General features: G+C 67.5%; 18 protein-coding genes and 1 tRNA gene. 14 read left to right on the top strand and 5 right to left on the bottom strand.

Going from position 1 to position 24,924, the window contains the following annotated elements; all coding sequences use genetic code 11:
• The 3 genes from ACWDUN_RS15195 to ACWDUN_RS15185 all read left to right on the top strand — a co-directional run.
• Positions 1-305, top strand: a 305-nt coding sequence (locus ACWDUN_RS15195; protein WP_449929959.1) for a hypothetical protein, incomplete at its 5' end; no start/stop codon positions are given.
• Complete coding sequence (locus ACWDUN_RS15190; RefSeq protein WP_449929957.1) at positions 302-802, top strand: hypothetical protein; 501 nt, start codon at positions 302-304, stop codon at positions 800-802. The genes ACWDUN_RS15195 and ACWDUN_RS15190, both read left to right, overlap by 4 nt.
• Positions 803-935: 133 nt before the next feature.
• The gene (locus ACWDUN_RS15185; RefSeq protein WP_449929955.1) at positions 936-1,235 is read left to right on the top strand and encodes an ESX-1 secretion-associated protein; all 300 of its coding nucleotides are present in this window, start codon (positions 936-938) and stop codon (positions 1,233-1,235) included.
• A gap of 35 nt (positions 1,236-1,270) precedes the next feature.
• Here the strand turns inward: ACWDUN_RS15185 and ACWDUN_RS15180 are convergent, their stop codons facing one another.
• Complete coding sequence (locus ACWDUN_RS15180; protein ID WP_449929953.1) at positions 1,271-3,493, bottom strand: SpoIIE family protein phosphatase; 2,223 nt, start codon at positions 3,491-3,493, stop codon at positions 1,271-1,273.
• 233 nt (positions 3,494-3,726) lie between these two features.
• Between ACWDUN_RS15180 and ACWDUN_RS15175 the strand changes: the two genes are divergently transcribed.
• Positions 3,727-4,104 carry an STAS domain-containing protein gene (locus ACWDUN_RS15175; protein ID WP_449929952.1) on the top strand — a complete coding sequence of 126 codons (378 nt, stop codon included), beginning with the start codon at positions 3,727-3,729 and terminating at the stop codon, positions 4,102-4,104.
• Positions 4,105-4,256: 152 nt separating this feature from the next.
• Here ACWDUN_RS15175 and ACWDUN_RS15170 read toward each other — a convergent pair.
• A tRNA-Arg gene (locus ACWDUN_RS15170) sits at positions 4,257-4,329 on the bottom strand.
• 78 nt (positions 4,330-4,407) lie between these two features.
• On the opposite strand from ACWDUN_RS15170, the gene ACWDUN_RS15165 reads away from it, so the two are divergent.
• The 5 genes from ACWDUN_RS15165 to ACWDUN_RS15145 all read left to right on the top strand — a co-directional run bounded on the left by ACWDUN_RS15165 (position 4,408) and on the right by ACWDUN_RS15145 (position 12,365).
• On the top strand, positions 4,408-4,884 hold the full coding sequence (locus ACWDUN_RS15165; protein ID WP_449929950.1) for a group I intron-associated PD-(D/E)XK endonuclease: 477 nt from the start codon (positions 4,408-4,410) through the stop codon (positions 4,882-4,884).
• Between the two features lie 132 nt (positions 4,885-5,016).
• Complete coding sequence (locus ACWDUN_RS15160; RefSeq protein WP_449929948.1) at positions 5,017-6,486, top strand: wax ester/triacylglycerol synthase family O-acyltransferase; 1,470 nt, start codon at positions 5,017-5,019, stop codon at positions 6,484-6,486.
• Positions 6,483-8,003, top strand: a complete 1,521-nt coding sequence (locus ACWDUN_RS15155) for an HAD-IB family hydrolase (protein WP_449929946.1) — start codon at positions 6,483-6,485, stop codon at positions 8,001-8,003. The genes ACWDUN_RS15160 and ACWDUN_RS15155 overlap by 4 nt, the downstream gene beginning before the upstream one ends.
• Positions 7,987-10,332, top strand: a complete 2,346-nt coding sequence (locus ACWDUN_RS15150; protein WP_449929944.1) for a glycerol-3-phosphate 1-O-acyltransferase — start codon at positions 7,987-7,989, stop codon at positions 10,330-10,332. Before ACWDUN_RS15155 ends, ACWDUN_RS15150 begins: the two co-directional genes overlap by 17 nt.
• Positions 10,333-10,355: 23 nt before the next feature.
• Positions 10,356-12,365 (top strand): cytochrome c oxidase assembly protein, encoded by a 2,010-nt coding sequence (locus ACWDUN_RS15145; protein WP_449929942.1) that lies wholly within the window; start codon positions 10,356-10,358, stop codon positions 12,363-12,365.
• Between the two features lie 2 nt (positions 12,366-12,367).
• Here ACWDUN_RS15145 and pknB read toward each other — a convergent pair whose 3' ends face one another.
• On the bottom strand, positions 12,368-14,215 hold the full coding sequence (pknB, locus tag ACWDUN_RS15140) for a Stk1 family PASTA domain-containing Ser/Thr kinase (protein WP_449929940.1): 1,848 nt from the start codon (positions 14,213-14,215) through the stop codon (positions 12,368-12,370).
• Positions 14,216-14,435: 220 nt separating this feature from the next.
• On the opposite strand from pknB, the gene ssb reads away from it, so the two are divergent.
• The 5 genes from ssb (at position 14,436) to ACWDUN_RS15115 (ending at position 22,735) form a co-directional block, all read left to right on the top strand.
• A complete protein-coding gene (ssb, locus tag ACWDUN_RS15135) occupies positions 14,436-14,882 on the top strand; it encodes a single-stranded DNA-binding protein (RefSeq protein ID WP_449929938.1) in 447 nt (148 codons plus the stop codon).
• A 76-nt stretch (positions 14,883-14,958) separates the two neighbouring features.
• Positions 14,959-16,632 (top strand): energy-dependent translational throttle protein EttA, encoded by a 1,674-nt coding sequence (ettA, locus tag ACWDUN_RS15130; protein ID WP_449929936.1) that lies wholly within the window; start codon positions 14,959-14,961, stop codon positions 16,630-16,632.
• Between the two features lie 178 nt (positions 16,633-16,810).
• A complete protein-coding gene (locus tag ACWDUN_RS15125) occupies positions 16,811-21,670 on the top strand; it encodes an NAD-glutamate dehydrogenase (RefSeq protein WP_449929934.1) in 4,860 nt (1,619 codons plus the stop codon).
• Positions 21,663-22,076 (top strand): acyl-CoA thioesterase, encoded by a 414-nt coding sequence (locus ACWDUN_RS15120; RefSeq protein ID WP_449929932.1) that lies wholly within the window; start codon positions 21,663-21,665, stop codon positions 22,074-22,076. Before ACWDUN_RS15125 ends, ACWDUN_RS15120 begins: the two co-directional genes overlap by 8 nt.
• A complete protein-coding gene (locus ACWDUN_RS15115) occupies positions 22,073-22,735 on the top strand; it encodes a hypothetical protein (protein ID WP_449929930.1) in 663 nt (220 codons plus the stop codon). Before ACWDUN_RS15120 ends, ACWDUN_RS15115 begins: the two co-directional genes overlap by 4 nt.
• Positions 22,736-22,964: 229 nt before the next feature.
• On the opposite strand, the gene ACWDUN_RS15110 is transcribed toward ACWDUN_RS15115, so the two are convergent.
• Complete coding sequence (locus tag ACWDUN_RS15110) at positions 22,965-24,500, bottom strand: alpha-amylase family glycosyl hydrolase (RefSeq protein WP_449929928.1); 1,536 nt, start codon at positions 24,498-24,500, stop codon at positions 22,965-22,967.
• Positions 24,500-24,895, bottom strand: coding sequence for a globin (locus ACWDUN_RS15105; RefSeq protein WP_449929926.1), 396 nt, complete (start codon positions 24,893-24,895; stop codon positions 24,500-24,502). Before ACWDUN_RS15105 ends, ACWDUN_RS15110 begins: the two co-directional genes overlap by 1 nt.
• Positions 24,896-24,924 lie beyond the last annotated feature (29 nt).

The following is a 24,924-nucleotide window of genomic DNA, read 5'->3' as shown; positions in this document are numbered from 1 at the left end:
TGCTGGTGGTGCTGGCGGCGGTGGTGCCGCGGGTGGCGGTGCTGGTGGTGCTGGCGGCGGTGGTGCCGCGGGTGGCGGTGCTGGTGGTGCTGGCGGTGGCGGTGCGGCTGGCGGTGCAGGTGGCGGTGGTGCCGCTGGTGGTGGTGCGGCCGGTGGCGGTGCGGCTGGCGGTGCAGGTGGCGGTGGTGCCGCTGGTGGTGGTGCGGCCGGTGGCGGTGCTGGTGGTGCCGGCGGTGGCGGTGCGGCTGGCGGTGCAGGTGGTGCCGGTGCGGCTGGCGGTGCGGCTGGCGGTGCAGGTGGCGTGAATGCCGCGATCGTGGGTCCGCTGATGGCAAGTACCGGTGGGCTGGGAGCCGTGCAGGCAGTGACGGCACCCGCGGTGGCGGCGGTTCAGGCCGCCGCGCCGGCCGGAGCGGTTGGTGTTGCCGGCCCGGGGGCCGCCGCAGGTGGTGGCACGGCATTCGCTGGCATCCCCGGCGTCATCGCACCCGCAGCCGGCGCGGCGCAGGGTATTCCGGGCTTGGTGATGGCGCCGCTGGCGGGTGTGACCGGTGTCCTGGCGGAGATGCTGCCGCAGCCGTCGCTGGGGGCGCCCAGCGGCATCGGCGGTGTGACCGGGATGCTGCCCACCCCGCAGCTCAACATGCCGAACATCTCCGGACTCGGCGTCCCGGTGCCGTCGCAGGTATCGATGCCCACCGACATGGTCTGTGAAGGTGTCGGCGGATGGTCGCTTTCGACGCCCGGCACCGACAGCGTCATGCCGGACGCCACGGCCGCCATTCGCTCCGACGACTGGTGATCGGGCGGCCGGCCACCGCGTAAGGCCTCGCCGGCCCGTCCGGATCCGACGTGATCCGCACGGGCCGGCGATCGCCGTCTCACTGCCGAAATGGTGCAGATCGCGGGGACGGCAACGGCTTGCGCTCGAGTGCATGGCAGCGAACCTGCGGGTCGACCCGGTGCAAATGGCGGCGGCCGCCGCCGCGGAAAGCGATACCGGCTCGTTCATCGCCGGCACCGCCGCGGGCGAATGCCTCTGCGTTGCCGCCGACGGCGTCGCGCAATTACTCAGCGGTGCGGCCATCCGGTCGGTGGCCATGGCCGTCGATCAGGTCACAGCCACGGTCCACGAGGAACTGCTCGCGCACGCGGAGAACCTGACGGCTGCCGCCGATACCTACTGCGCCGCCGATGAAAGCCTCGGTCGACGGGCGGCCGGGGCCGTGCGCTGAACCGACCCGGCGCTGGTCGGCCGTTGCGGGTCGCGTCAGCGGCGACGCAACGCGATCACGGTGACATCATCGTCGGTGTCATTCGGCGTCATGGCCGCCGAAATCCATGACGCAGTGAACCTCTCGGCCGCATCCAGCTTGTCGGACAACCGGTCCAAACCCTCGTCGATCGAGGTGGTCCGCCGCTCGACGAGTCCATCGGAGAACATCACCAGGCTCTGGCCGCGTTCGATCACGAACTCACTGGTGACGTACTGCGCGGCGCGCAGTCCCACCGGCGGAGACAACGCGATCGGTGCCCCGAAGGTTCCGCCGTCCGTGCCGGTGAGAAACGGCATCAGGTGCCCGGCCGAGGCCGCCTCGACGTGACCGGTCGTGGTGTCGATCCGGGCCACGATCACGGTCGCGAAGGTGCGGGGCATCAGGTGCACGCTGAAGGTGTTCAGCTCGGCGATGGCCGCACCCGGCGCAGTGCCGGCAAACAAGTTGGCACGCAGCACGTTTCGCAGCTGCGCCATGGTGCCGGCCGCGGTCAGTCCATGCCCGGCGACATCGCCGAGCAGCACCACCAGTCGGCCGTCACGTAGTTCGAAGGCGTCGTACCAATCACCGCCGACCCGGCCGCCCGCCGCCGGTAGGTAATCGGCGGTCAGGTCCCAATTCTCGATCATCGGAATCGACTCGGGCAGCAGGCTGCGCTGCAGCACCTCGGCCACCCGCAGTGCGCTGCGGGTGCGGCGGTACAGCTCCTCGACCAGGTGGAGGCGCAGCGCCTCGGCGGATTCTAGTTGGATCGGCGCCCAGGCCTCGCTGCACTTGTCGACGACCTCCCGCCAGCGCTCGAACGACTTGCGTGGACTCAACCGGACCTCGTCGCCCTCCTGCACGGCGATCGCCTTGTTGTGCGGATCGCCGCCCCAGTCGACCGAGCGCACCGCTTCGTCCCGGAACCAGATCACGTACTGGTCGTCGGGCAGCTTGAGCGCCAGTGCGCCGGCGGCCACTTCGGGATCGACCTGCAGGTCCGGCAGCTCTCGCGACAGACACTCGGTGACGGCGATCCCTTCGCCGGTTCCGCGGGCCCAGCGGGCCACCGCAGCGACCACCTCGGCCGGCGGCACCGATCCCAGCACCCGGTACTCGCCGCCGACATTGACCACGACGCCGGTGGCCGGCAGCAAATCGAGCACGCTGGGTGTGCCGAGCAAGGTGGCGGCCAACGGTTCCGCATCGTTGAGCGTCGCGGCGGTGAGGTGATTCAACAGTGACTGGGCGGCCAACTGCTCGCGCAGTTGGTCCTCGTCGAAGCGGTCGACCAACCGCAGCGACAGCGTCGATCCCAGGAATTCGGCGGCAGCCCTGGCGCCGTAGGGCGGCAGGTGCGGGCCGGAGTAGTGGTGGCACGCGATGAGGCCCCACAGCTTGCCGTGGCGCAGCAGCGAGATCGACATCGATGCCCGTACGCCCATGTTCTGCAGGTACTCGATGTGGATGGGGGACACGCTGCGCAGCGTGGCGTTGGTCAGGTCCACCGGTGATCCACTGTCGGGGTTCATCGCCGGGACCAGGGGCGCGGCGGTGTAGCTGACATCGGAGATCAGGCGCAACCAGTTCTTTTCATACATCGCACGTGCCTGCGCCGGGATGTCGCTGGCGGGATAGTGCAGGCCGAGAAAGGAGTTCAGGTCGTCGCGTTTGGCCTCGGCGACCACTTCGCCGTTGTAATCCTTGTCGTAGCGGTACACCATCACGCGGTCGAACCCGGTGAGCTCGCGCACCGCGTGGGCGGCCGCGTCGTACAACGCGGTCAGTCCGTTCGCCCGGTTGAGCACCTCCACCGAATTGCGGACGGCCTGATAGGTGTTGGGGAAGGAGAACGGGCGCTCGCCGTAGGCGATCTCGACCTCGACCAGCAGCACGCCACCGGGTTCGCGGTGTAGCAGCGCGTCGAAGGCCCGTGCCCGGCCATCGACCATGATCTCCAGTTCCAGCGGGTTGCGTTGACGCAGATCGCCGAAGGCGGAGGCGGCCTGTCGGATCAGCGCGGCCTGATCGGTGCCGATCAGCGCGGACAGATCCTGGTTCAAGACGTCCTCGACGGAGCGGCCCAGGAGTTCTGCGACGTTGGCGCTGACCTGACGGATCTCGAAGCTCGGCTCCCGAACCACGGCGAGCACACCGCGCGGCTGGATGCTGCCCGGGATGTGGATCGGTTCACGGGCACAGTTGTCGAGATCGATGACGGTTCCGGCGGGCAACAGCCCCTCGAGGGCGACATCATCGGTGCGTTGACGTGAAATGGGTGTGACCTCCGCTGTTCTGCCACTGACAACCTGCGACCAGAGTGCCAGGCGGCCTCCAGGGTGTCGCTTCGCGGTCGTGCGCGATGGGCTTACGTTAGGCTCGGTGGTACTCGGCGTTCTAACTTGACTGGTTAAGAAACAGCCCGCGAGACATTGCGCCCCGAGTCGACGCATCCGCGAGGTATTCGATGTCCGACCAACGTGAGCCCTTCCCATCACCGTGTGTATGTGCCGAATCCTGGCACGACACCACGGTCGTGGTCAGCTGTTCTGGTCCCGTGGACATGGTGACCGCGCCAGATCTGCGTCAGATCGTCAACGCGGCGCTCAAGAAGCAGCCCACCGGGGTCATCGTGGATTTGACCGATACCGATCTGCTGGCTTCCTACGGCATGTCGGTCCTGGTGGAAACGCATGAACAGCTGACCCCGGACGTGCCGTTGGTGGTCGTTGCAGACGGTCCCGCGACGCGCCGTCCGCTGGAGCTCATCGGACTGGCCAGTGTTCTGACGATTCGGCCGAATCTGGCCGCCGCGTTCGACGAGCTTCGGCTCGCGCAGGAGTGATCCGCAGTCGTCGGTAACTTACGCGCATAAGCGGAGCTTGATCGACGTGGGCTGGCGGTGAGCCTCGCCTTGTCGGACCGGCGCGATAGCGTGCGGTTGAACCGAGGAAGGGGGGCAAGATCCGCAGCGGCGACGACGTAACCGGTGAGAAGTACCCCCGACAGGATTCGAACCTGCAACCTACCGGGTAGAAGCCGGCTGCGCTATCCGTTGCGCCACGGGGGCAAAGCGTGGACCACCGTAATTTACACGTCGCAGACGTCCTTCCCGCATCAGAGGCACGGCAGGTCACCCGACGTACCCATGACCCACCGACAGGCGATGATGGCTCGACACCACACCAAGGACAAGGGTGATCTCGGCGTTGCGAAGGCTTTCGGCGATCTGGTCGCCGACGGATTCATGGTGCTGTTTCCCGCGACCGAGCACGCGCCCTTCGACCTCGTCGCGTACAAGGCGGGTCGCTTCTATCGGGTACAGGTGAAGTACCGGTCGGCACGGCACGGCGTCATCAAACTCAATCTGCGCTCCACCTGGGCAGACCGCCATGGCGTGCATTCCACGGCGCTGGACAAGGACGCTGTCGACGCCATCTGCATCTACTGTCCGGACACCGATGAGTGCTATTACATTCGGCCGACCGATCACGGTGCCTGGGTGAACCTGCGGATCGTGCCGGCCAAAAACGGCCAACAGAAACGGATCCTGGAGGCCGCGGCCTATCGCGGATTGCCGGACGAACGCCTCCCGCCGACGGGGGAAATCCGCACCTCTGCATGACGGTGCTGTGAGGTTCGGCGCTCGGGTCGGCCAACAGCGACGAAAGGGACGTCGCGTAGGCGCGACGCCGACTAGCGTGGACGCTGCATCAGGGGCGTTGGCCGGGTCGGTATCAGGAGGAGAGTTCGCGCGATGAGCAAGGTGCCGTTGGATGCGGCGGGGTTGCCCCAGAAACTGAACGGCGTCGACACACTGCTGCACCGCGGCGAGGCCAATCCGCGTACCCGCTCGGGCATCATGGGCGTCGAACTGCTTGACACCACCCCCGATTGGGATCGGTTCCGCGCCGTGTTCGAGCAGGCCTCGCGCAAGGTGCTGCGGCTGCGCCAGAAAGTGGTCATGCCGACGTTGCCGACGGCATCACCGCGCTGGGTGGTCGACCCCGATTTCAATCTCGACTTCCACGTGCGGCGGGTGCGAGCCCCCGAGCCTGGCACGCTGCGCCAGGTTCTGGACCTGGCCGAGATCGCGCTGCAGTCGCCGATGGACATCACCCGGCCGCTGTGGAGCGCGACCCTGGTCGAGGGCCTGGCCGACGGCAGGGCGGCCACCATCTTGCACCTGAGCCACGCCGTGGCCGACGGGGTCGGCACCGTCGAGATGTTCGCCCACATCTACAACCTCGAACGTGATGTCGAGATCGGCACGCCTGCGCCGCTGCCGATTCCGCAGGATCTGTCCTCCAACGACCTGATGAAGATGGGTATCAACCGGATGCCCATGAAGATCACCAACAGCGTGCTCGGTCTGCTGGGTGGGGCGGTGAACGCGGTCACCAACGTCGTGCGCGATCCCGCCGCGACGGTCAGCGGCGTCGTCGACTACGCGTTGTCCACCACCAGGGTCTCCCGGCCGGTGGCCGACCATTCGCCGCTGCTGCGCCGGCGCAGCTTGTCCTCGCGCAGCGAGGCCATCGACATCGTCTTTGCCGACCTGCACACCGCGGCCAAGGCGGTCGAAGGGTCCATCAACGACGCCTACCTGGCCGGCCTCTGCGGGGCGCTGCGGCTCTACCACGAAGCCAAGGGCATGCCCATCGATGCGCTGCCGATGGCCGTCCCGGTGAATCTGCGATCGGCCGACGATCCCGCGGGCGGAAACCGTTTCGCGGGTATCAATCTCGCGGCACCGGTCGGCATCGCCGACCCCGAACGCCGGATCAAGGCGATCCGCTCGCAGATGACCAGCAAGCGCGAGGAACGGGCCATCGACATGGTCGGCTCGATCGCGCCCATCGCGAGTTTCCTTCCCGACGCCGTGCTGGAATCGGTCGCCGGTTCGGTGGTCAATTCCGACGTGCAGGCAAGCAACGTTCCCGTGTACCCGGGCGACACCTACATCGCCGGGGCAAAGGTGTTGCGGCACTATGGACTCGGCCCGCTGCCCGGCGTCGCGATGATGACGGTGCTGGTATCGCGCGGCGGCTATGTCACCGTAACGACTCGCTATGACCGGGCCGCGTTCCTCGACGACGGCCTGTGGCAACGCTGCCTGCTGCAGGGCTTCGATGAGGTGCTGGCTCTCGGCGGCGACGGACGCGCCGCCCCGGCATCCTTCGAGGTGCCCGAGACCAACTCGCCGAAAGGGAGTGCCGCGCAATGAGTCCGGCTAACGGTGAATCTCCGGTGATGCGGCTTCCGGGTACGGTCGCCGAGATCGAGGCCAGCCCACCGGGCCCGGAAGTGGGCGCGTTCTTCGATCTGGACGGCACCCTGGTCGCCGGCTTCACCGGCGTGCTGATGACCCAGGATCGGTTGCGGCGCAGGCAGATGAGCGCGGGTGAGTTCATCGGCATGGTGCAGGCCGGAATCAACCATCAGTTGGGCCGCTCGGAATTCGAGGACCTGATCGGCAGGGGCGCCCGGATGCTGCGGGGCAATTCGATCAGCGATCTGGACGAGCTGGGGGAGCGGCTGTTCGTCCAGCACGTCCGCGACCGCATCTACCCCGAGATGCGTGCGATGGTGCGGGCGCATCAGGCCCGCGGACACACCGTGGTGCTGAGTTCCTCGGCGCTCACGGTCCAGGTCGAGCCGGTCGCGCAGTTCCTGGGCATCGACAACATCCTGAGCAACAAGTTCATCGCCGACGAGCACGGGCTCATCACCGGTGAAGTCGAGGAACCCATCATCTGGGGTCCGGGCAAAGCCAATGCGGTGCAGAAATTCTCAGCCGAGAACAGTGTCGACCTGTCCAAGAGCTACTTCTACGCCGACGGCGACGAAGATGTCGCGCTGATGTATCTGGTCGGCAACCCGCGCCCGACCAATCCCGCCGGGAAACTGGCCGCGGTCGCCGCCAAGCGGGGCTGGCCGGTCCTGAAGTTCCGCAGCCGCAGCGGCAGCAGCCCCATCTCGCAGATCCGCACCCTGGCCAGCCTGGCCACCATCCCGACGGTGGCGGCCGGTGCCATCGGCGTCGGCCTGCTCACCGGCAACCGACGCGCCGGGGTCAACTTCTTCACCACCAACTTCGGCCGGCTGCTCATGCTGACCACCGGCATCGACCTCAACGTGCTGGGCCGGGAGAATTTGACCGCGCAGCGGCCGGCGGTGTTCATCTTCAACCACCGCAACCAGGCCGATCCGTTGATCGCCGGCCGGCTCGTGGGCGACAACTTCACCGGCGTCGGGAAAAAGGAGCTCGAGCGCAACCCGCTGATGGGTCCCCTCGGCAAGGTGATGGACGCGGCGTTCATTGACCGCGAAGACACCCAGGCCGCCGTCGAAGGCCTGCGCAAGGTGGAAGAGCTTGCCAAGAAGGGTCTTTCCATCCTCATCGCGCCCGAAGGCACCCGGCTGGACACCACCGAGGTCGGTCCGTTCAAGAAGGGGCCGTTCCGAATCGCGATGGCCGCCGGTATCCCCATCGTGCCGATCGTGATCCGCAATGCCGAGATCATCGCGGCCCGCGACTCCAGCACGTTCAACGCCGGCAAGGTCGACGTCGCGGTGTTCCCGCCGATCCCGATCGAGGACTGGACGCACGAGAACCTGCCCGACCGCATCGCCGAGGTCCGTCAGCTGTATCGGGACACGCTGCAGTCCTGGCCGGTGGGCGATCTGCCGGATCACGCCATCTATCAGCATGGGAAGGACGCCCGTGAAACCGGTCGCTGAGGATTTCGCCAGCTTCAGCCCGACCGGCGACACTCTGGTGTTGGCCGCCGTCGGATCCCCGGCCGAACAGGAGCTGCTCGATGACTGGTTGGCCCGCCAGCACCGCGAGCGACCCGACGCACGCGTCGAGGTGCTGCTGCTGCCCGACCATTCCGACGACCCACCGGCCACCGTGATGGCACGCTTGGTCGAACTGCTCTCCGCCGACCCGGACCGCTCGGTGGTGCCGGTGCGCATCTTCTGGGTGCCCGGCGGCCTGCCGACGCGGTCCAAGGTCGTCGCGTTGATCTCCGGACGCGACACCTACCGCCCGCCGGAGTTGCTCCAGCGCCGCATCCTGCGCAAGGACCCGTCGCGGGCCCGTGTGGTGGCCGGTGAACCGGCCAAGGTCTCCGAGCTGCGCCAGCAGTGGAACGACACGACCACAGCCGAGAACCCTAGGGAATTCGCGCGTTTCGTCATCCGCCGCGCCATCCTCGCCATCGAACGGGTCGAACTGCGTCTGCTCGGACCCGAATACAAATCGCCGCGACTGGTCAAACCGGAGATGCTGGCCTCGGCGCGATTCCGCGAGGGTCTGGACCGTATCCCGGGTGCCACCGTCGACAAGGCCGGCGAGATGCTCGACGAGCTCTCCACTGGCTGGAGCAGATTCTCCGTCGACCTGATCCCGACGCTGGGCCGGGCCATCTTCAGCCGGGGCTTCGACCCGCACATCGATTACGACCGCACCGAGATCGAGGCCATGCGGGGATCGCTCGAAGTGCACCCCGCCGTCCTGCTGTTCTCGCACCGCTCCTATCTGGACGGTGTCATCGTTCCGGTTGCCATGCAGGAGAACCGGTTACCGCCGGTGCACACCTTCGCCGGGATCAACCTGTCCTTCGGATTCATGGGGCCGATCTTCCGGCACTCCGGGGTGATCTTCCTGCGCCGCAAGCTCGACGACCCGCTCTACAAGTACGTACTGCGCGAATTCGTCGGCTATATCGTCGAAAAGCGGTTCAACCTCAACTGGTCGATCGAGGGCACGCGCTCACGCACCGGAAAGATGTTGCCGCCCAAGCTCGGTCTGCTGTCCTATGTCGCCGACGCCTATCTCGACGGGCGCAGTGAGGACATCCTGCTGCAGCCGGTGTCCATCAGCTTCGACCAACTGCACGAGACCGCCGAGTACGCCGAATATGCCCGCGGCGGGGAGAAAACCCCCGAGAGTGTCAGCTGGCTCTACAACTTCATCAAGGCCCAGGGCGAACGCAACTACGGCAAGATCTACGTCCGCTTCCCCGAGGCGGTCTCCATGCGCCAGTACCTCGGTGAACCCAACGGCCCGATCGCCGCCGACCAGGACGCGAAACGGTTGGCCATGCAGAAGATGGCCTTCGAGGTGGCGTGGCGCATCGTGCAGGTCACCCCGGTCAACGCCACCGGCCTGGTGTCGGCGCTGCTGCTCACCGCCCGCGGCGTCGCGCTCACCGTCGACCAGTTGCACCACACGTTCGCCGACGCGCTGGACTACCTGGAGCGCCGAGAGATCCCGATGACCAACAGCGTGCTGCGGTTGCGCACCCCCGAAGGGGTGCGCGCGGCGGTGGATGCGCTCTCCGGCGGTCACCCCGTCACCCGCGTCGACGGCGGCCGCGAGCCGGTGTGGCGCATCGCTCCGGAGGACGAACACGAGGCGGCGTTCTACCGCAACTCGATCATCTACGCATTCCTGGAGACCTCGATCATCGAGCTGGCGCTGGCCCACGCCGCCGCCGCGGAGGCCGACTGGCTCGAGGTGTTCTGGTCACAGGTGATGCGGCTGCGCGATCTGCTCAAGTTCGAGTTCTACTTCGCCGACTCGGCCGCCTATCGGGACAACGTCACCCGGGAGATGTCCTGGGTGGACGGCTGGGAGGAGCGCATCGCGCAGGGACCCGACGCCATCCGCGAACTGTTGCGCACCAAGCAGCCGCTGCTCGGCGCGGCGATGCTGCGGCCGTTCTTCGAGGCCTACGAGATCGTCGCCGACGTACTGCGCGACGCCTCGGCCGAGATCTCCGAACCCGATCTGACCAAACTCGCGCTCGGCGTCGGACGCCAGCACGTCGCGCAGGGCAAGGTGCGCAGCGCCGAGTCGGTCTCGGCACTGCTGTTCGCGACCGCCCGCCAGGTCCTCGCCGACCAGAACCTGCTGCAGCGCGCACCGGATCTGTCCGAGCGCCGGCAGGCCTTCCTCGACGAGATCCGCGCCATCCTCGCCGACGTCAACACCGTCGAGAAGACCGCGCTGCGCCAGTACCTCAAGCGTGAGCGGGCGTCACGCCACTCCGCAGCCCGCTGAGGCCGCCGAATACCCTGGAGGTCATGACTACCGTTGCGCCACCGGTGCGCGTCCGCACCGTGTGGCCGACGCTGTGGGGCGTCGCGCTGCTGGCCGGGGCGGTCGCCGCCGGCTTCGGTGGGCTGTCGCTCGTGGACGCGCTGGCCGCCACCGGACTCCCCAATCCCGGTCCCGCGACCACCTACGGACTGCCGTTCGTCCGGGCCGCCGGGGAGATCGCCGCGGCCATCGCGGTCGGCTCGTTCCTGATGGCGGCGTTCCTGGTGCCCCCGCAGCGCAGCGGCGTGCTCGACGTGACCGGCTACCGCGCGCTGCGCACCGGCACCATCGCCTCCGGCGTCTGGACGGTCTGTGCGGTGCTGCTGGTGCCGCTGACCGTCTCCGATATCACCGGCGCACCGCTGACCAGCCGACTCAGCCCGATCGACATCTGGTCGGTGGCCAGCCTGGTCGAAACCGCGGGCACCTGGCGGTGGACGGCACTGTTCGCCGCCATCGTGACGGTCGTCAGCATGCCGGTGCTGCGATGGTCATGGACCCCGGTGCTGCTGGCCGGGTCGCTGGTCACCCTGCTGCCGCTGGCGTTGACGGGGCATTCCTCCTCCGGGGGCAGCCATGACGTGGCGACCAACAGCCTGTTCATCCATCTCGTGGGCGGGTTGGTGTGGGCCGGCGGGCTGTTGGCGTTGTGGACGTTGGCGGTCCGTGGCGGTGACCACCTCGATCTCGCCGCGCGCCGGTTCTCGGCGATCGCGCTGTGGTGCTTCGCCGCCATGGCGTTGTCCGGCATCATCAACGCCCTGGTCCGGGTGCGGCCGGCCGACCTGTTCGACTACACCTACGGCTGGCTGCTGCTGGGCAAGACGGCCGCGCTGGTGGCGCTGGGCATCCTGGGCTGGCTGCAGCGACGATCCGGGGTGGCGGCGCTCGCCGCGGACCCGACCGACCGTCGTCCGCTGATCCGGTTGGCGTTCGTCGAGTCACTGGTCTTCGGCATCACCTTCGGGTTGGCGGTCGCGCTCGGCCGGACCCCGCCGCCTCCGCTCGTCGAACTGCCCTCGATCACCGCCGTCGAGATCGGCTACGACCTGGCCGGGCCGCCGACGCTGGCGCGGATCCTGTTCGACTGGCGCTTCGACCTGGTCTTCGGCACCGCCGCGCTGATCTTCGCCGCGGTCTACATCGCCGCAGTGGTGCGGCTGCGCCGACGCGGGGACGGCTGGCCGGTCGGGCGCACCATCGCCTGGCTGTGTGGGTGCGCGGCGCTGCTGTTCGCGACGTCCTCGGGTCTGGGCCGCTACATGCCGGCGATGTTCAGCATGCACATGGCGGCCCACATGCTGCTGTCCATGCTGGTGCCGGTGCTGCTGGTGCTGGGCGCCCCCGTCACGCTGGCGCTGCGTGCGCTGCCCACCGCGGGCAAGGACCGGCCGCCGGGTCTGCGGGAATGGCTGCTGGCCGCGTTGCACAGCCGGGTGTCGCAAATCCTCACCAACCCGATTGTCGCGACGGCGATCTTCGTGGCCGGGTTCTACGGGTTGTACTTCGGCGGCATCTTCGACGCCGCGGCCGACAGCCACGGCGCACACCTGGCGATGAACGTGCACTTCCTGCTCAGCGGCTACCTGTTCTACTGGGTCGTCATTGGCATAGATCCGACACCGCGGCCCATCCCGCCGCTGGGCAAGTTGGCGATGGTCTTCGGGTCGCTGCCGCTGCACGCCTTCTTCGGTGTGGTGCTGATGGGGATGAACTCGGTGATCGCCGAGGACTTCTACCGTTCGTTGAATCTGCCCTGGCACACCGACCTGCTGGCCGATCAGAAACTCGGTGGCGGTATCGCCTGGTCCACCGGTGAGGTTCCGCTGGTCCTGGTGATGCTGGCGCTGCTCATCCAGTGGCGCCGCAGCGACAACCGCACGGCCAAACGCCTCGACCGCGCCGCCGATCGCGACGAGGATGCCGAGTTGGCCGCCTACAACAACATGCTCGCCAAGCTCGCGCAGGCCGAGGACCGCAACAAGACGTCCTGAGTTCAGCTGCCGTAGCGCACCGTGATGGTGCCGTCGCGGTTCACCCCGGTCTGCGGCGGCGGGTCCTGCTGCACCACGCGGGCGCGGTTGTCACCGCCGGCGGCGACGTCGGGTCCCTTGAGCAGCGGACCCGTGAAGCCCAGCGCCTGCAGCTGCTGCAGCGCCTCGCCGTAGAACAACCCGGTCAGATCGGGCATCGCGAACTGGTTGCCGCGCGACACCTTGAGCGTGACCGGGGCGTCGGTGGCCACCGATGTTCCCGGCGGCGGGTCGGTGCCCGCGACCTGACCGATGGGCAGCACGCTGTCGGCATCGGCCTGCAAGATCGTGGTGAACCCCGCGGCGTTCAAGTTCTGGGTGGCCTGCTCCACCGGCTGACCGGTGACATCGGGTAGCGGCCGTGACGACGGCCCGGACCCGACCAAGATGACGATCTCGTTGCTGGTCGCCGCATCCTGGCCGGCCGCGGGGTCGGTGCCGATGACCCGGTCGAGTTGCTCGGCAGGCGACGCCTGCGGCCGGCGCCGGACGTCGGCGAACCCGGCGTCGCGCAGCGCCTGCACCGCGTCTTCATAGGACATCGACGCGACATCGGGGATGCGGCGCTGCTCCGGGCCGGTCGACACATTGACAGTGATATCGCCGCCCGAGGCGATCGATGATCCCGCCGCGGGTTCGGTGCCGATCACCTGTCCGGCCTCCACCGTTCCGTCGGGCCTGGTGTCCACCGTCGGGTTGAGGCCGCTGTCCTGCAATTGGCTCACCGCGGTCGCCCGGTCCAGCCCCTGCACATCCGGCACCTGGATCCGGTTCATGGCGCCGACGACGTAAATACCGGCGACCACCAGCGCCAGCACGGCGGCGAGCGCGCCGGCGATCAGCCAGGGCCGCGACCACCGACGCGGCTGTTGGGCGGGCAACTGCATTGTCCGCGGGCCGCCGACCGTCGGGGTTTCGTCGGTGACGTCCGCGTCGGCGGATTGCGGGGCGGTGGCGGCGATCGGCGCCTGCCCGCTGCCGACCCGCCGCAGATCGGCCTGCATGTCGGCCGCGCTCTGGTAGCGCTTCTCGGGTTTCTTGGCCAGCGCGGTCAGCACCACGGCATCGAGTTCTGCGGAGATGCCCGCACGGCGCTGCGACGGCGGCACCGGCCGTTCGCGGACATGCTGATACGCGACCGACAGCGGGGTGTCACCGGTGAACGGCGCCTGTCCGGTCAGCATCTCGTAGAGCACACAACCCAGCGAGTACACATCGGTGCGGGCGTCCACGCGCTGACCGCGGGCCTGCTCGGGGGAGAAGTACTGCGCGGTGCCGACCACCGCGGAGGTGGCGGTCAGTCGTTCACCGGTGGTGGCGTTCATGGACCGCGCGATCCCGAAATCCATCACCTTCACCGCACCGCTGCGGGTGACCATGATGTTGGCCGGTTTGATATCGCGGTGCACGATGCCGCGGCCGTGGCTGAACTCCAGCGCCGTGCACACCTCGGCGATGACGGAGATGGCCTGCTGCGGGGGCAGCGCCCCGTGCCGTTCGATCAGCGAGCCGACGGTGTCGCCGTCGACGAATTCCATCACCAGGAACGGCAGTTTCCCGGTCGGGGTCTGCGCCTCGCCGGTGTCGTAGACCGCGACGATCGACGGATGGCTCAGCGATGCGGTGTGCCGGGCCTCGCGGCGGAAGCGCTGGTAGTAGTTCGGGTCGCGGGACAGGTCGGCACGCAGGATCTTGATGGCCACATCGCGGTGCAGCCGGACATCGCGGCCCCGATGTACCTCCGACATCCCGCCGAAGCCCAGGACTTCGCCCAGCTCATAGCGATCGGTCAGGCGTTGCGGCATGGTCATTGCGCGCGTCCGATCACAGCGGTGCCCTCATCTGCCACACCGTCGATCATCGCCTAAGACGTACCGCGGGCGGGCAACGGGCCGTCATCCACAATGGCGGATTCATCCACAGGCGGTCGCGCGTCCGGCACATCGGCGGCGGTGTCGTCGGTGTCCGTCGGGTCAATGGAGGGCACAGGCCGGCGAGACGTCGGCACCGAGATGACCGAAAGGCACCGCCATGTTCGAGACCCCGTTTTCCCTCGTCGGCACCGTCGCCACCGACCCCGTGCCGCGCCGTATCGGCGATGACGACTATCTGCGATTCCGGGTGGCCAGCAACTCGCGGCGACGCACCCCCGAGGGCAGCTGGGAGCACGGCAACTCCCTGTTCGTGACCGTCCACTGCTGGGGCAAGCTCGCCACCCACGTGTCCAACGTCTTGTACAAGGGTGACCCGGTCGTGGTGATCGGCCATGTCTACACCAACGACTACGACGACAGGGAAGGCAATCGCCGCACGGCTGTCGAGGTCCGCGCCTCGGCCGTCGGCCCTGATCTGACCCGGTGCCGGGCGAAACTGGACCGGTCGCGCTCCGAGGACGGGCAGGCAGCAGCGGCCGAGCCCGAAGTCGAGCAGGAGACCACCGTCGAGGTCGAAGACCCGGAGCTCTCACTGTCGGCGTAACGGGTGGATCGGCCGTGCCTAGGATGGGACCCGAGTTCGACGCGATTCCCAGCCCGACGAAAGGCACGACGACGGCATGGCCGATTTCATCTACACGATGCGGAAGGTCCGCAAGGCGCACGGCGACAAGGTCATCCTTGACGACGTCACCCTGAACTTCCTTCCGGGCGCGAAGATCGGCGTTGTCGGTCCCAACGGGGCCGGTAAGTCGAGCGTCCTCAAGATCATGGCCGGTATCGACCAGCCCAACAACGGTGACGCCTTCCTACAACCAGGCGCGACGGTCGGCATCCTGATGCAGGAGCCGCAGCTCGACGAGACCAAGACGGTCCGCGAGAACGTCGAGGAGGGCGTCGCCGTCAAGGCCAAGCTCAACCGGTACAACGAGGTCGCCGAGCTGATGGCGACCGACTACACCGATGAGCTCATGGAGGAGATGGGCCAGCTCCAGGAGGAGCTCGACGCCGCCGACGCCTGGGATATCGATTCCCAGCTCGAGCAGGCCATGGACGCGTTGCGGTGCCCACCGCCGGACGAGCCGGTCACCCACCTGTCCGGTGGCGAGAAGCGCCGCGTCGCGCTGTGCAAGCTGCTGCTGTCCAAGCCCGACCTGCTGCTGCTCGACGAGCCCACCAACCACCTCGACGCCGAGAGCGTGCTCTGGCTGGAACAGCACCTCGCCGACTACAAGGGCGCGATCCTGGCGGTCACCCACGACCGCTACTTCCTGGACAACGTCGCCGAGTGGATCCTGGAACTCGACCGCGGCCGCGCCTACCCGTACGAGGGCAACTACTCGACCTACCTAGAGAAGAAGGCCGAGCGACTGGAGGTCCAGGGCAAGAAGGACCAGAAGCTGCAGAAGCGGCTGAAGGAAGAACTGGCCTGGGTCCGGTCGGGGGCGAAGGCCCGCCAGGCGAAGAACAAGGCCCGCCTGGACCGGTACGAGGAGATGGTCGCCGAGGCCGAGAAGACCCGCAAGCTCGACTTCGAGGAGATCCAGATCCCGGCCCCGCCGCGACTGGGTAACACCGTCGTCGAGGTCAGCCATTTGGACAAGGGCTTCGAGGGCCGCACCTTGATCAAGGACCTGTCCTTCACCCTGCCCCGCAACGGCATCGTCGGCGTCATCGGCCCCAACGGCGTCGGTAAGACGACGCTGTTCAAGACGATCGTTGGGCTGGAAGCGCCCGACAGCGGCGAGGTCAAGGTCGGTGAGACGGTCAAACTGAGCTACGTCGACCAGAGCCGCGCCGGTATCGACCCGAAGAAGAACGTCTGGGAGGTCGTCTCCGACGGACTGGACTACATCGAGGTCGGGCAGAACGAGATCCCGTCGCGCGCCTACGTGTCGGCGTTCGGCTTCAAGGGCCCGGATCAGCAGAAACCGGCCGGGGTGCTCTCCGGTGGTGAACGCAACCGGCTGAACCTCGCGCTGACCCTCAAGGAGGGCGGCAACCTGATCCTGCTCGACGAGCCCACCAACGACCTGGACGTCGAGACGCTGTCCTCGTTGGAGAACGCGCTCGAGCAGTTCCCGGGCTGCGCGGTGGTGATCTCCCACGACCGCTGGTTCCTGGACCGCACCTGCACGCACATCCTGGCGTGGGAGGGCGACACCGACAACGAGGCCAAGTGGTTCTGGTTCGAGGGCAACTTCGGTGCCTACGAGGAGAACAAGATTCAGCGTCTCGGTGCCGAGGCGGCCCGCCCGCACCGGGTCACCCACCGCAAGCTGACCCGCGACTGATACCCCTGCAGAACCGACGAAACGGTTGCCGGGCGGTGACGCCCGGCAACCGTTTCGTCGTCTGTGGCGACGTTGTGGCATCGATCCGGTGGCGGACACCCGGCCCGACCCACCGGACAGATAGGGTCGTACAGGTGTGCTCTCGGCAGCGCGAAGGTCTCAGTGAGGAGCCCTCAACATGACGGTGAATCCCGGAACCACCGACCGGTTGCAGTTGGGTCAGGACGTGACGGCGCGCCTGACCGACGCCTATACCGAAACCCACCACGGTCCCTACGGTGACGCCCCCGCGGCGGACACCGCGGTCACCGCGCCCATCGTGCGCGGCGGCACCAAACTGGCGACTCCGGAGTTGTTGGCGGCGCACACCACGCTGGGGCACCGCCGCGCACCGGGGGAGACCCTCGTCGCGGTGTACCCGGCCGATGACCCGGCCGGGCTGGGCCCGGCGATCCAGGTGGTCACCGACCACAGCGCGATGCTGATGGACTCGGTGACGGTGCTGCTGCATCGCATGGGCGTGGCCTATGCGGGCGTGATGAATCCGGTTCTGCGGGCCCGCCGCACGGGCGACGGTGACCTGGTGGCGCTGTTGCCTGCCGCCGATCACGACGCGCCCGCCGACGGCGTCGACGAGATGTGGGTGCACGTCCGGCTCGCATCTGCGGTGGATCCCGACGCCGTCGACCGCGTCGCCTCGCTGCTGCCCGCGGTCCTGGCCGACGCACGCGAGGTGGCCGCCGATTCCGCGGCGCTCAACGCGACGCTGATCGGGCTGGCCAACGCCCTGGATTCCGATCACGCGGGGCACTTCCTCGGCCCGGACCGCCGCGATGTCGCGGCGCTGCTGCACTGGCTCGGAGACGGTCACTTCGTGCTACTCGGCTACCAGCGGTGCGCCGTGCACAACGGTCAGGCCACCGTCGATGCGGCCAGCCGGCTCGGTGTGCTCAAATTGCGCAGCGATGTGCTGCCGCAGCTGACCGATGCCGACGACCTGCTCGTGCTCGCCCAAGCGACCATGCCCAGCTTCGTGCGCTACGGCAACTACCCCTACATCGTGGTGGTCCGCGAGAACCCGGCCGGCCCGGCGTCCAGTCAGGCCATCGAGCACCGTTTCGTGGGGTTGTTCACCGTCGCCGCCATGAACGCCAATGTGCTTGAGATCCCGCTGATCTCACGTCGCGTCGACGAGGTGCTGGCCCGGTCGCACTCGGATCCGAGCCATCCCGGTCAGCTGATGCTGGACGTCATCCAGACCATTCCGCGCTCAGAGCTGTTCGCGCTGCAGACCCCGGACCTGATGGAGATGGCCAGGGCCGTCGTCGACCTCGGCTCGTTGCGGCGCACCCTGCTGTTCCTGCGGGCCGACCAACTCGGTCACTTCGTCTCGGCGCTGGTGTACCTACCGCGTGACCGCTACACCACCGCCGTCCGGTTGGAGATGCAGGACATCCTGGTCCGCGAGCTCGGCGGGGCCGGCATCGACTATGCGGCGCGGGTCAGCGAATCGCCCTGGGCCGTGGTGCACTTCACCGTCAAGATGCCCGACGGGGCGCAGCGTGGTGATATCGACACCTCGTCGGACAACGAGGAGCGGATCCAACATCTGCTCACCGAGGCCGCCCGCACCTGGGCCGACCGGCTGATCGGTTCGGTCAAATCCGGGTCGATAGCGCAGGGCGCTGCCGAGCACTATGCCACCGCGTTCTCCGAGGTCTACAAGCAGGCCTTCACGCCGCAGCACGCCATCGACGACATCGCGATCATCGAGGAACTGCAGGACAATTCGGTCAAGCTGGTGTTCCGCGACGGCGGAGACGACCGGATCGACTGGTTGACGTGGTACCTGGGCGGGCGGTCCGCCTCGCTGTCGGAGCTGCTGCCGATGCTGCAGTGCATGGGCGTGGTGGTCCTGGAGGAGCGCCCGTTCACCGTCACCCGACCCGATGGCCTGCCGGTGTGGATCTACCAGTTCAAGGTGTCACCGCACCCGTCCATCCCGTCCACCCCGGACGCGCAGATCGAGGATGTCGCGCGCCGGTTCGCCGACACGGTCACCGCGATCTGGCACGGCCGTGCCGAGATCGACCACTTCAACGAACTGGTGCTGCGTGCGGGACTGACCTGGCAGCAGGTGACCATCCTGCGCGGCTACGCGAAATACCTTCGGCAGGCCGGGTTTCCGTACAGCCAGACCCACGTCGAGGGTGTGCTCAACGGAAATCCGGGGACCGCGCGCTCGCTGGTCGAGCTGTTCGAGGCCCTGTTCACCCCGGAGGCCGATGTGGCCGACTCGGGCAAGACACTGGATGCGCAGGCCGCCGCCGCTGCGGTCGCCGCCGATATCGATGCACTTGTCAGCCTGGACACCGACCGGGTGTTGCGGGCCTTCGCCGGCCTGGTCCAGGCCACGCTGCGCACCAACTACTTCGTCAGCGCCGAGGACTCGGCGCGCGCGCAGGATGTGCTGTCGTTCAAACTGAACCCGGGCCTGATCGACGAACTACCGTTGCCCAGGCCGAAATTCGAGATCTTCGTCTATTCGCCGCGGGTCGAGGGTGTGCACCTGCGGTTCGGATTCGTCGCGCGCGGCGGGCTGCGCTGGTCGGATCGCCGGGAAGACTTCCGCACCGAGATCCTGGGCCTGGTGAAGGCGCAGGCGGTGAAGAACGCCGTCATCGTGCCCGTCGGCGCCAAGGGCGGATTCGTCGTCAAACGACCGCCGCTGCCCACCGGGGACGCGGTGGCCGACCGTGATGCCACCCGCATCGAGGGTGTGGCCTGCTACCGGCTGTTCATCTCTGGCCTGCTCGACCTCACCGACAATGTGGACAAGTCGACCGGCACGGTGGTGACCCCGACCGGGGTGGTGCGCCGCGACGGGGACGACGCCTATCTGGTGGTCGCCGCCGACAAGGGCACCGCGACGTTCTCCGATATCGCCAACGATGTCGCCAAGTCCTACGGGTTCTGGCTCGGCGACGCGTTCGCCTCCGGTGGCTCGGTGGGGTATGACCACAAGGCCATGGGCATCACCGCCAGGGGCGCCTGGGAATCGGTGAAGCGGCATTTCCGCGAGATCGGCGTGGACACCCAGTCCCAGGACTTCACCGTCGTCGGCGTCGGTGACATGAGCGGTGACGTCTTCGGCAACGGCATGTTGCTGTCCAAGCACATTCGGCTGCTGGCCGCCTTCGATCACCGCGACATCTTCTTGGACCCCAACCCCGACCCGAAGGCGTCGTGGGCCGAGCGGGAGCGGATGTTCGCGTTGCCGCGCTCCAGCTGGGCCGACTATGACAAATCGCTGATCAGCGAGGGCGGCGGGGTATTCAGCCGCGCGCAGAAGGCCATTCCGATCAGCCCACAGGTGCGCCATGTGCTGGGCCTGCCCGACGATGTCGAGGAGATGACGCCGCCGGCGTTGATGAAGGCGGTGCTGCTGGCACCGGTCGACCTGTTCTGGAACGGAGGTATCGGCACGTACGTCAAGGCCGAGACCGAATCCGATGCCGATGTCGGCGACCGTGCCAACGAGGCGGTGCGCGTCAACGGAAATCAGATGCGGGTCAAGGTCATCGGCGAGGGCGGCAACCTGGGCGTGACCCAGCGCGGCCGCATCGAGTTCAACCTCGCCGGGGGACGCATCAACACCGATGCCCTGGACAACTCGGCCGGTGTGGACTGCTCGGATCACGAGGTCAACATCAAGATCCTGGTCGACTCGCTGGTGACGGCGGGCAAGGTGGGCGCCGAGGAGCGCACCGAGCTGTTGATGTCGATGACCGACGAGGTCGGCCGACTCGTGTTGGCCGACAATATCGATCAGAACGATCTGTTGGGCACCAGCCGCGCCAATTCGGCCAGCCTGCTGCCGGTGCACGCACGCCAGATCAGGGAGTTCGTCACCCAGCGCGGACTGAACCGCGAACTGGAGGCACTGCCGTCGGAGAAGGAGATCCTGCGTCGGCGCGAGGCCGGGATCGGTTTGACCTCACCGGAACTTTCGACCTTGATGGCGCACGTGAAGCTGTCCCTCAAGGATGAAGTGTTGCGCACCGATCTACCCGACCAGGAGGTGTTCGCGGCCCGCATCCCGCAGTACTTCCCGCAAGCGCTGCGCGACCAGTTCGGCGGTGACATCCGGGCGCACCAGCTGCGCCGCGAGATCGTCACCACCATGCTGGTCAACGATCTGGTGGACACCAGCGGCATCACCTACGCCTACCGGATGACCGAGGACACCGGCGTCGGACCGGTCGACGCCGTGCGTGCCTACGCCGCCACCGACGCGATCTTCAAGGTGCGCGATGTGTGGCAGGACATCAAGCAGGCCGGTATCGATGGGCTGCCGACCACGGTGACCGATCGCATGACACTGGATCTGCGCCGGCTGATCGACCGGGCAGGACGCTGGTTGGTGAACTACCGGCCGCAGCCGCTGGCCGTCGGCGCCGAGATCAACCGGTTCGCCGATCAGGTGGCGGCGCTGACACCGCTGATGCCGCAATGGCTGCGTGGCGACGACAAGGCCATCGTGGCCAAGGAGTCCGGTGAGTTCGAGGCCCAGGGAGTGTCCGCGAAGCTGGCCTACACCGTGGCCAACGGCCTGTACCGGTACAGCCTGCTCGATGTCATCGACATCGCCGATATCGCCGACCGTGATGCCGTCGAGGTGGCCGACACCTACTTCGCGCTGATGGATCATCTGGGCATCGACGGTCTGCTGACCGCGATCTCGAGCCTGGAACGCGATGACCGGTGGCATTCGTTGGCGCGGTTGGCCATTCGGGATGACATCTATGGGTCGCTGCGTGCCTTGTGCTTCGACGTGCTGGCGGTCGGTGAGCCCGATGAGACCGGCGAGCAGAAGATCGAGGAGTGGGAGCTGACCAACACCTCCCGGGTGGACCGGGCGCAGCGGACGCTGGACGAGATCCACAGCGAGGGGCAACGCGACCTGGCCACCCTGTCGGTGGCCGCACGCCAGATCCGAAGCATGACAAGGACTTCAGGAACGGGGACAAGTGGCTGAGCGTTTCGTCACACCGGTGCCGGTGCGGTGGTCGGACATCGACATGTACCAGCACGTCAATCACGCGACGATGGTCACCATCCTGGAAGAGGCGCGGGTGCCCTTCCTGCAGGAGCCGTTCGTCAACGACATCGACACCATCGGGCTGCTCATCGCCGAGGTGAAGGTCAGCTACAAGGGCCAGCTGCGGCTGATGGATTCGCCGCTGCAGGTGACCATCTGGGTCAGCAGGCTGCGGGCGGTGGACTTCAACCTGGGTTACGAGGTGCGCTCGGTCGGCGCCGATCCGGACTCCAAGCCTGCCGTCATCGCCGAGACACAGCTGGCGGCGTTCAACATCGAGGAGCAGAAGTTGGTGCGGCTGTTGCCGCATCACCGCGAATACCTGGAGCGTTACCGGCGGTGACATCGCCCGACCGCGGCCTCTGGCTCGACAACGCCGCCCACCGTGACGATCTGTCGACATTCGTCGACCGGGCGCTGCGCCTCGACGATGCCGCGGTGATCCGGTTCCGCGAGCGCACCGGCACCGGTCAGGTGGTGGCCTGGGTGTCGACGGGTTTCGACGTGTTGGCCTGCCGGGTGGTGTCCGGGCGGGTGCGACCCAACGATCTGTCGGCCGGCGCGGACACCCTGGCGCGGGCGTTGCCGGCCATGGATGAATCGGGTTTCGTCGAACCCGGTTTCGCGATGGACTCCGCCTGGCGCGGGGTGCTGCCCCCGGACACCGGATTCACGCACTACGACGATGTGCCGGCCTGGGCCATCCTGGATCTCGCCGAACGCGGCACCGCGCTGGCCAAGGAGCACAGCAGCGCGCACGGACCGCCGGCGTCGCTACTGGACCAGGAGGTGTTGGCCGTCAGTTCGGGGGAGGCCAGCGTCGGTATCCCGATGCGCTGTGTCTTCGCGTTGACCGCCATGGGCTTCCTGCCGCAGAACGCCGACGTGCTGGCCACCGATGAGATCGTGCGGGTACGTGCGCATCCGGCGTGGCTGCGCGTCGACGCCCGGTTCGGCAGCGTCTACCGGCGCCTCGGTGATCCGGCGCTGGTGCTGCGCTGACGCGGGCTGATCGCTCCGTGGTTTCAGTCTGGTTGGGGAATTGCCGAGGCGGCTGAAGCCAGGTAGGTCGTCGGGTCTTGGTTGGCTGCGTGGTTTCAGTTTGGTTGGCGAGCGGCCGGGGCGGCTGAAGCCAGGTAGGTCGACGTGTCTTGGTTGAGTGCGTAATTTCAGTCTCGTGGCCGAACCGCCGAGCTGGCTGAAGCCAGGCTGCACCACGATCCGGCTGCGCTCAGACCACCCACACCGCAGTGTCCGGCGGCAGCAGACCGTCATCGAGCGGCCCGCTGCTCAACAACACCTCCCCGTCGGGCAACAGGCTGGGCGCGTCACCGGTGTTGAACACGCACATCAAGCCGCCCGGACGCCGGAAGACCGACTCGCCGAGCCATTCGACGCCCTCGCCGCTGAACTCCGAACGCGTGGAACGCAATTCGATCGCCCGACGGTACAGCGTCAGCGTCGACGACGGATCCCCGGACTGAGCTTCCACGGTCAACGGCCCCCAGCCTGCGGGCATCGGCAACCAGGTATCCGTCGACGACGAGAACCCGTAGGGCGGCTGCGACCCACGCCACGGCATCGGCACACGACAGCCGTCGCGACCGCGCTCGGACCGACCCGAGCGCTCCCACACCGGATCCTGCAGCACCTCGTCGGGTAGCTCGACGTTCGGCAATCCCAGTTCGGCACCGTTGTAGACGAACACCGACCCCGGCAGCGCCAGCTTCACCAGAGCCATCGCCCGAGCCCGGGCCAGCCCGCCGGTGCCATTGCCATATCGCGACACCTCGCGCACCACATCATGATTGGACAGCGTCCAGGTGGGTGCCGCACCGGCCAGTGCGGCCGCGGCCAGGGAGTTGTCGACGGCCACCCGCACGGCGTCGGCGGAGAACTCAGCCTGCGCCAGTTGGAAATTGAAGCCCAGATGCAGTTCGTCGGGACGCAGATACTTGGCGAACTGCTCGTTGCCATGGACCCAGATCTCGCCGATGGTCACCGCATCCGGGTAGTCGTCGAGCACCCGGCGGATGAACCGGTGGATGTCGTGGACGGCCTCGTTGTCGAACCGCGGATCGTCGGCCTTGTTGCGCAGCAACTGATTGGCGGTCAAGTCCATATCGGGCAGGTCGACCGGTTTGGCCATGCCGTGTGCCACGTCGATGCGGAAGCCGTCCACTCCGCGGTCCAGCCAGAACCGCAGCGTGGTTTCGATATCGGCGAACACCTCGGGGTGCTCCCAGTTCAGGTCGGGCTGGGCGGAGTCGAACAGGTGCAGGTACCACTGCCCGTCGGGCACCTGGGTCCAGGCGGGTCCGCCGAAGACCGACACCCAGTTGTTGGGCGGCCCACCGTCGACTCCCTCACGGAAGATGAACCGGTCGCGCCGGGCGGGATCGGCCAGGGCCTCGACGAACCATGGATGCGCCGAACTGACATGGTTGGGCACCAGATCCATGGTGACCCGGATGTCGCGGGCGTGCGCCGCGACCAGCAGCCGGTCGAGTGCGGCCAGATCACCGAACAACGGATCGATATCGCGCGGGTCGGCCACGTCGTAGCCGTGGTCGGTCATCGGTGACACCATCACCGGGTTGAGCCACAGCGCCTGCACGCCGAGGGCGCCCAGGTAGTCCAGGTGCGCGGTGATGCCGTCCAGGTCGCCGACACCGTCACCGTCGCTGTCGGCGAACGAGCGCGGATAGACCTGGTAGAAGACCGCATGCGACCACCAGGGCGGGCGACGGGAGCTGGGCCGCGCCATCAAAACGCCGAGTTCACCATCGAATCGGCGGCCATCTGGAAGTAGTCCAGCAGGGCCTTGCGGTGCCGGTCGTCCAGCGTCTGCGAGTCGATCGAGGCGACCGCGGTGTGCATGCAGCGCAGCCAGGCGTCGCGTTCCAGGAAGCCGATGCGGAACGGCGAATGCCGCATCCGCAACCGCGGATGGCCGCGCTGATCGGAGTAGGTCCGCGGCCCGCCCCAGTACTGCTCCAGGAACAGCCGCAGCCGCTCCTCGGCGCCGTCCATATCGTCGGCGGGGTACAGCGGCAGCAGGATCTCGTCCTCACGCACCAGTTCGTAGAACTTGGCCACGATCGCGGTGAACGTCTCGTGGCCTCCGACGTCGTCGTAGAACGTGTGCTGCGGCTGGGTCACAGCTCCATTGTTCCCGATACTGGCCCGTC

The sequence above is a fragment of the Mycobacterium sp. NPDC003323 genome, assembly GCF_053589535.1.
The sequence above is the reverse complement of the archived record's forward strand: the minus strand, read 5'-3'. Positions and strand labels throughout refer to the sequence as shown.

Excerpts from the sequence above, each read along its gene's own strand:
- ACWDUN_RS15185 (WP_449929955.1), top strand. The coding sequence starts at position 936 with ATGGCAGCGAACCTGCGGGTCGACCCGGTGCAAATGGCGGCGGCCGCC.
- ACWDUN_RS15175 (WP_449929952.1), top strand. The coding sequence starts at position 3,727 with ATGTCCGACCAACGTGAGCCCTTCCCATCACCGTGTGTATGTGCCGAA.
- ACWDUN_RS15165 (WP_449929950.1), top strand. The coding sequence starts at position 4,408 with ATGACCCACCGACAGGCGATGATGGCTCGACACCACACCAAGGACAAG.
- ACWDUN_RS15160 (WP_449929948.1), top strand. The coding sequence starts at position 5,017 with ATGAGCAAGGTGCCGTTGGATGCGGCGGGGTTGCCCCAGAAACTGAAC.
- ACWDUN_RS15155 (WP_449929946.1), top strand. The coding sequence starts at position 6,483 with ATGAGTCCGGCTAACGGTGAATCTCCGGTGATGCGGCTTCCGGGTACG.
- ACWDUN_RS15145 (WP_449929942.1), top strand. The coding sequence starts at position 10,356 with ATGACTACCGTTGCGCCACCGGTGCGCGTCCGCACCGTGTGGCCGACG.
- pknB (WP_449929940.1), bottom strand. The coding sequence starts at position 14,215 with ATGACCATGCCGCAACGCCTGACCGATCGCTATGAGCTGGGCGAAGTC.
- ssb (WP_449929938.1), top strand. The coding sequence starts at position 14,436 with ATGTTCGAGACCCCGTTTTCCCTCGTCGGCACCGTCGCCACCGACCCC.
- ettA (WP_449929936.1), top strand. The coding sequence starts at position 14,959 with ATGGCCGATTTCATCTACACGATGCGGAAGGTCCGCAAGGCGCACGGC.
- ACWDUN_RS15125 (WP_449929934.1), top strand. The coding sequence starts at position 16,811 with ATGACGGTGAATCCCGGAACCACCGACCGGTTGCAGTTGGGTCAGGAC.
- ACWDUN_RS15110 (WP_449929928.1), bottom strand. The coding sequence starts at position 24,500 with ATGGCGCGGCCCAGCTCCCGTCGCCCGCCCTGGTGGTCGCATGCGGTC.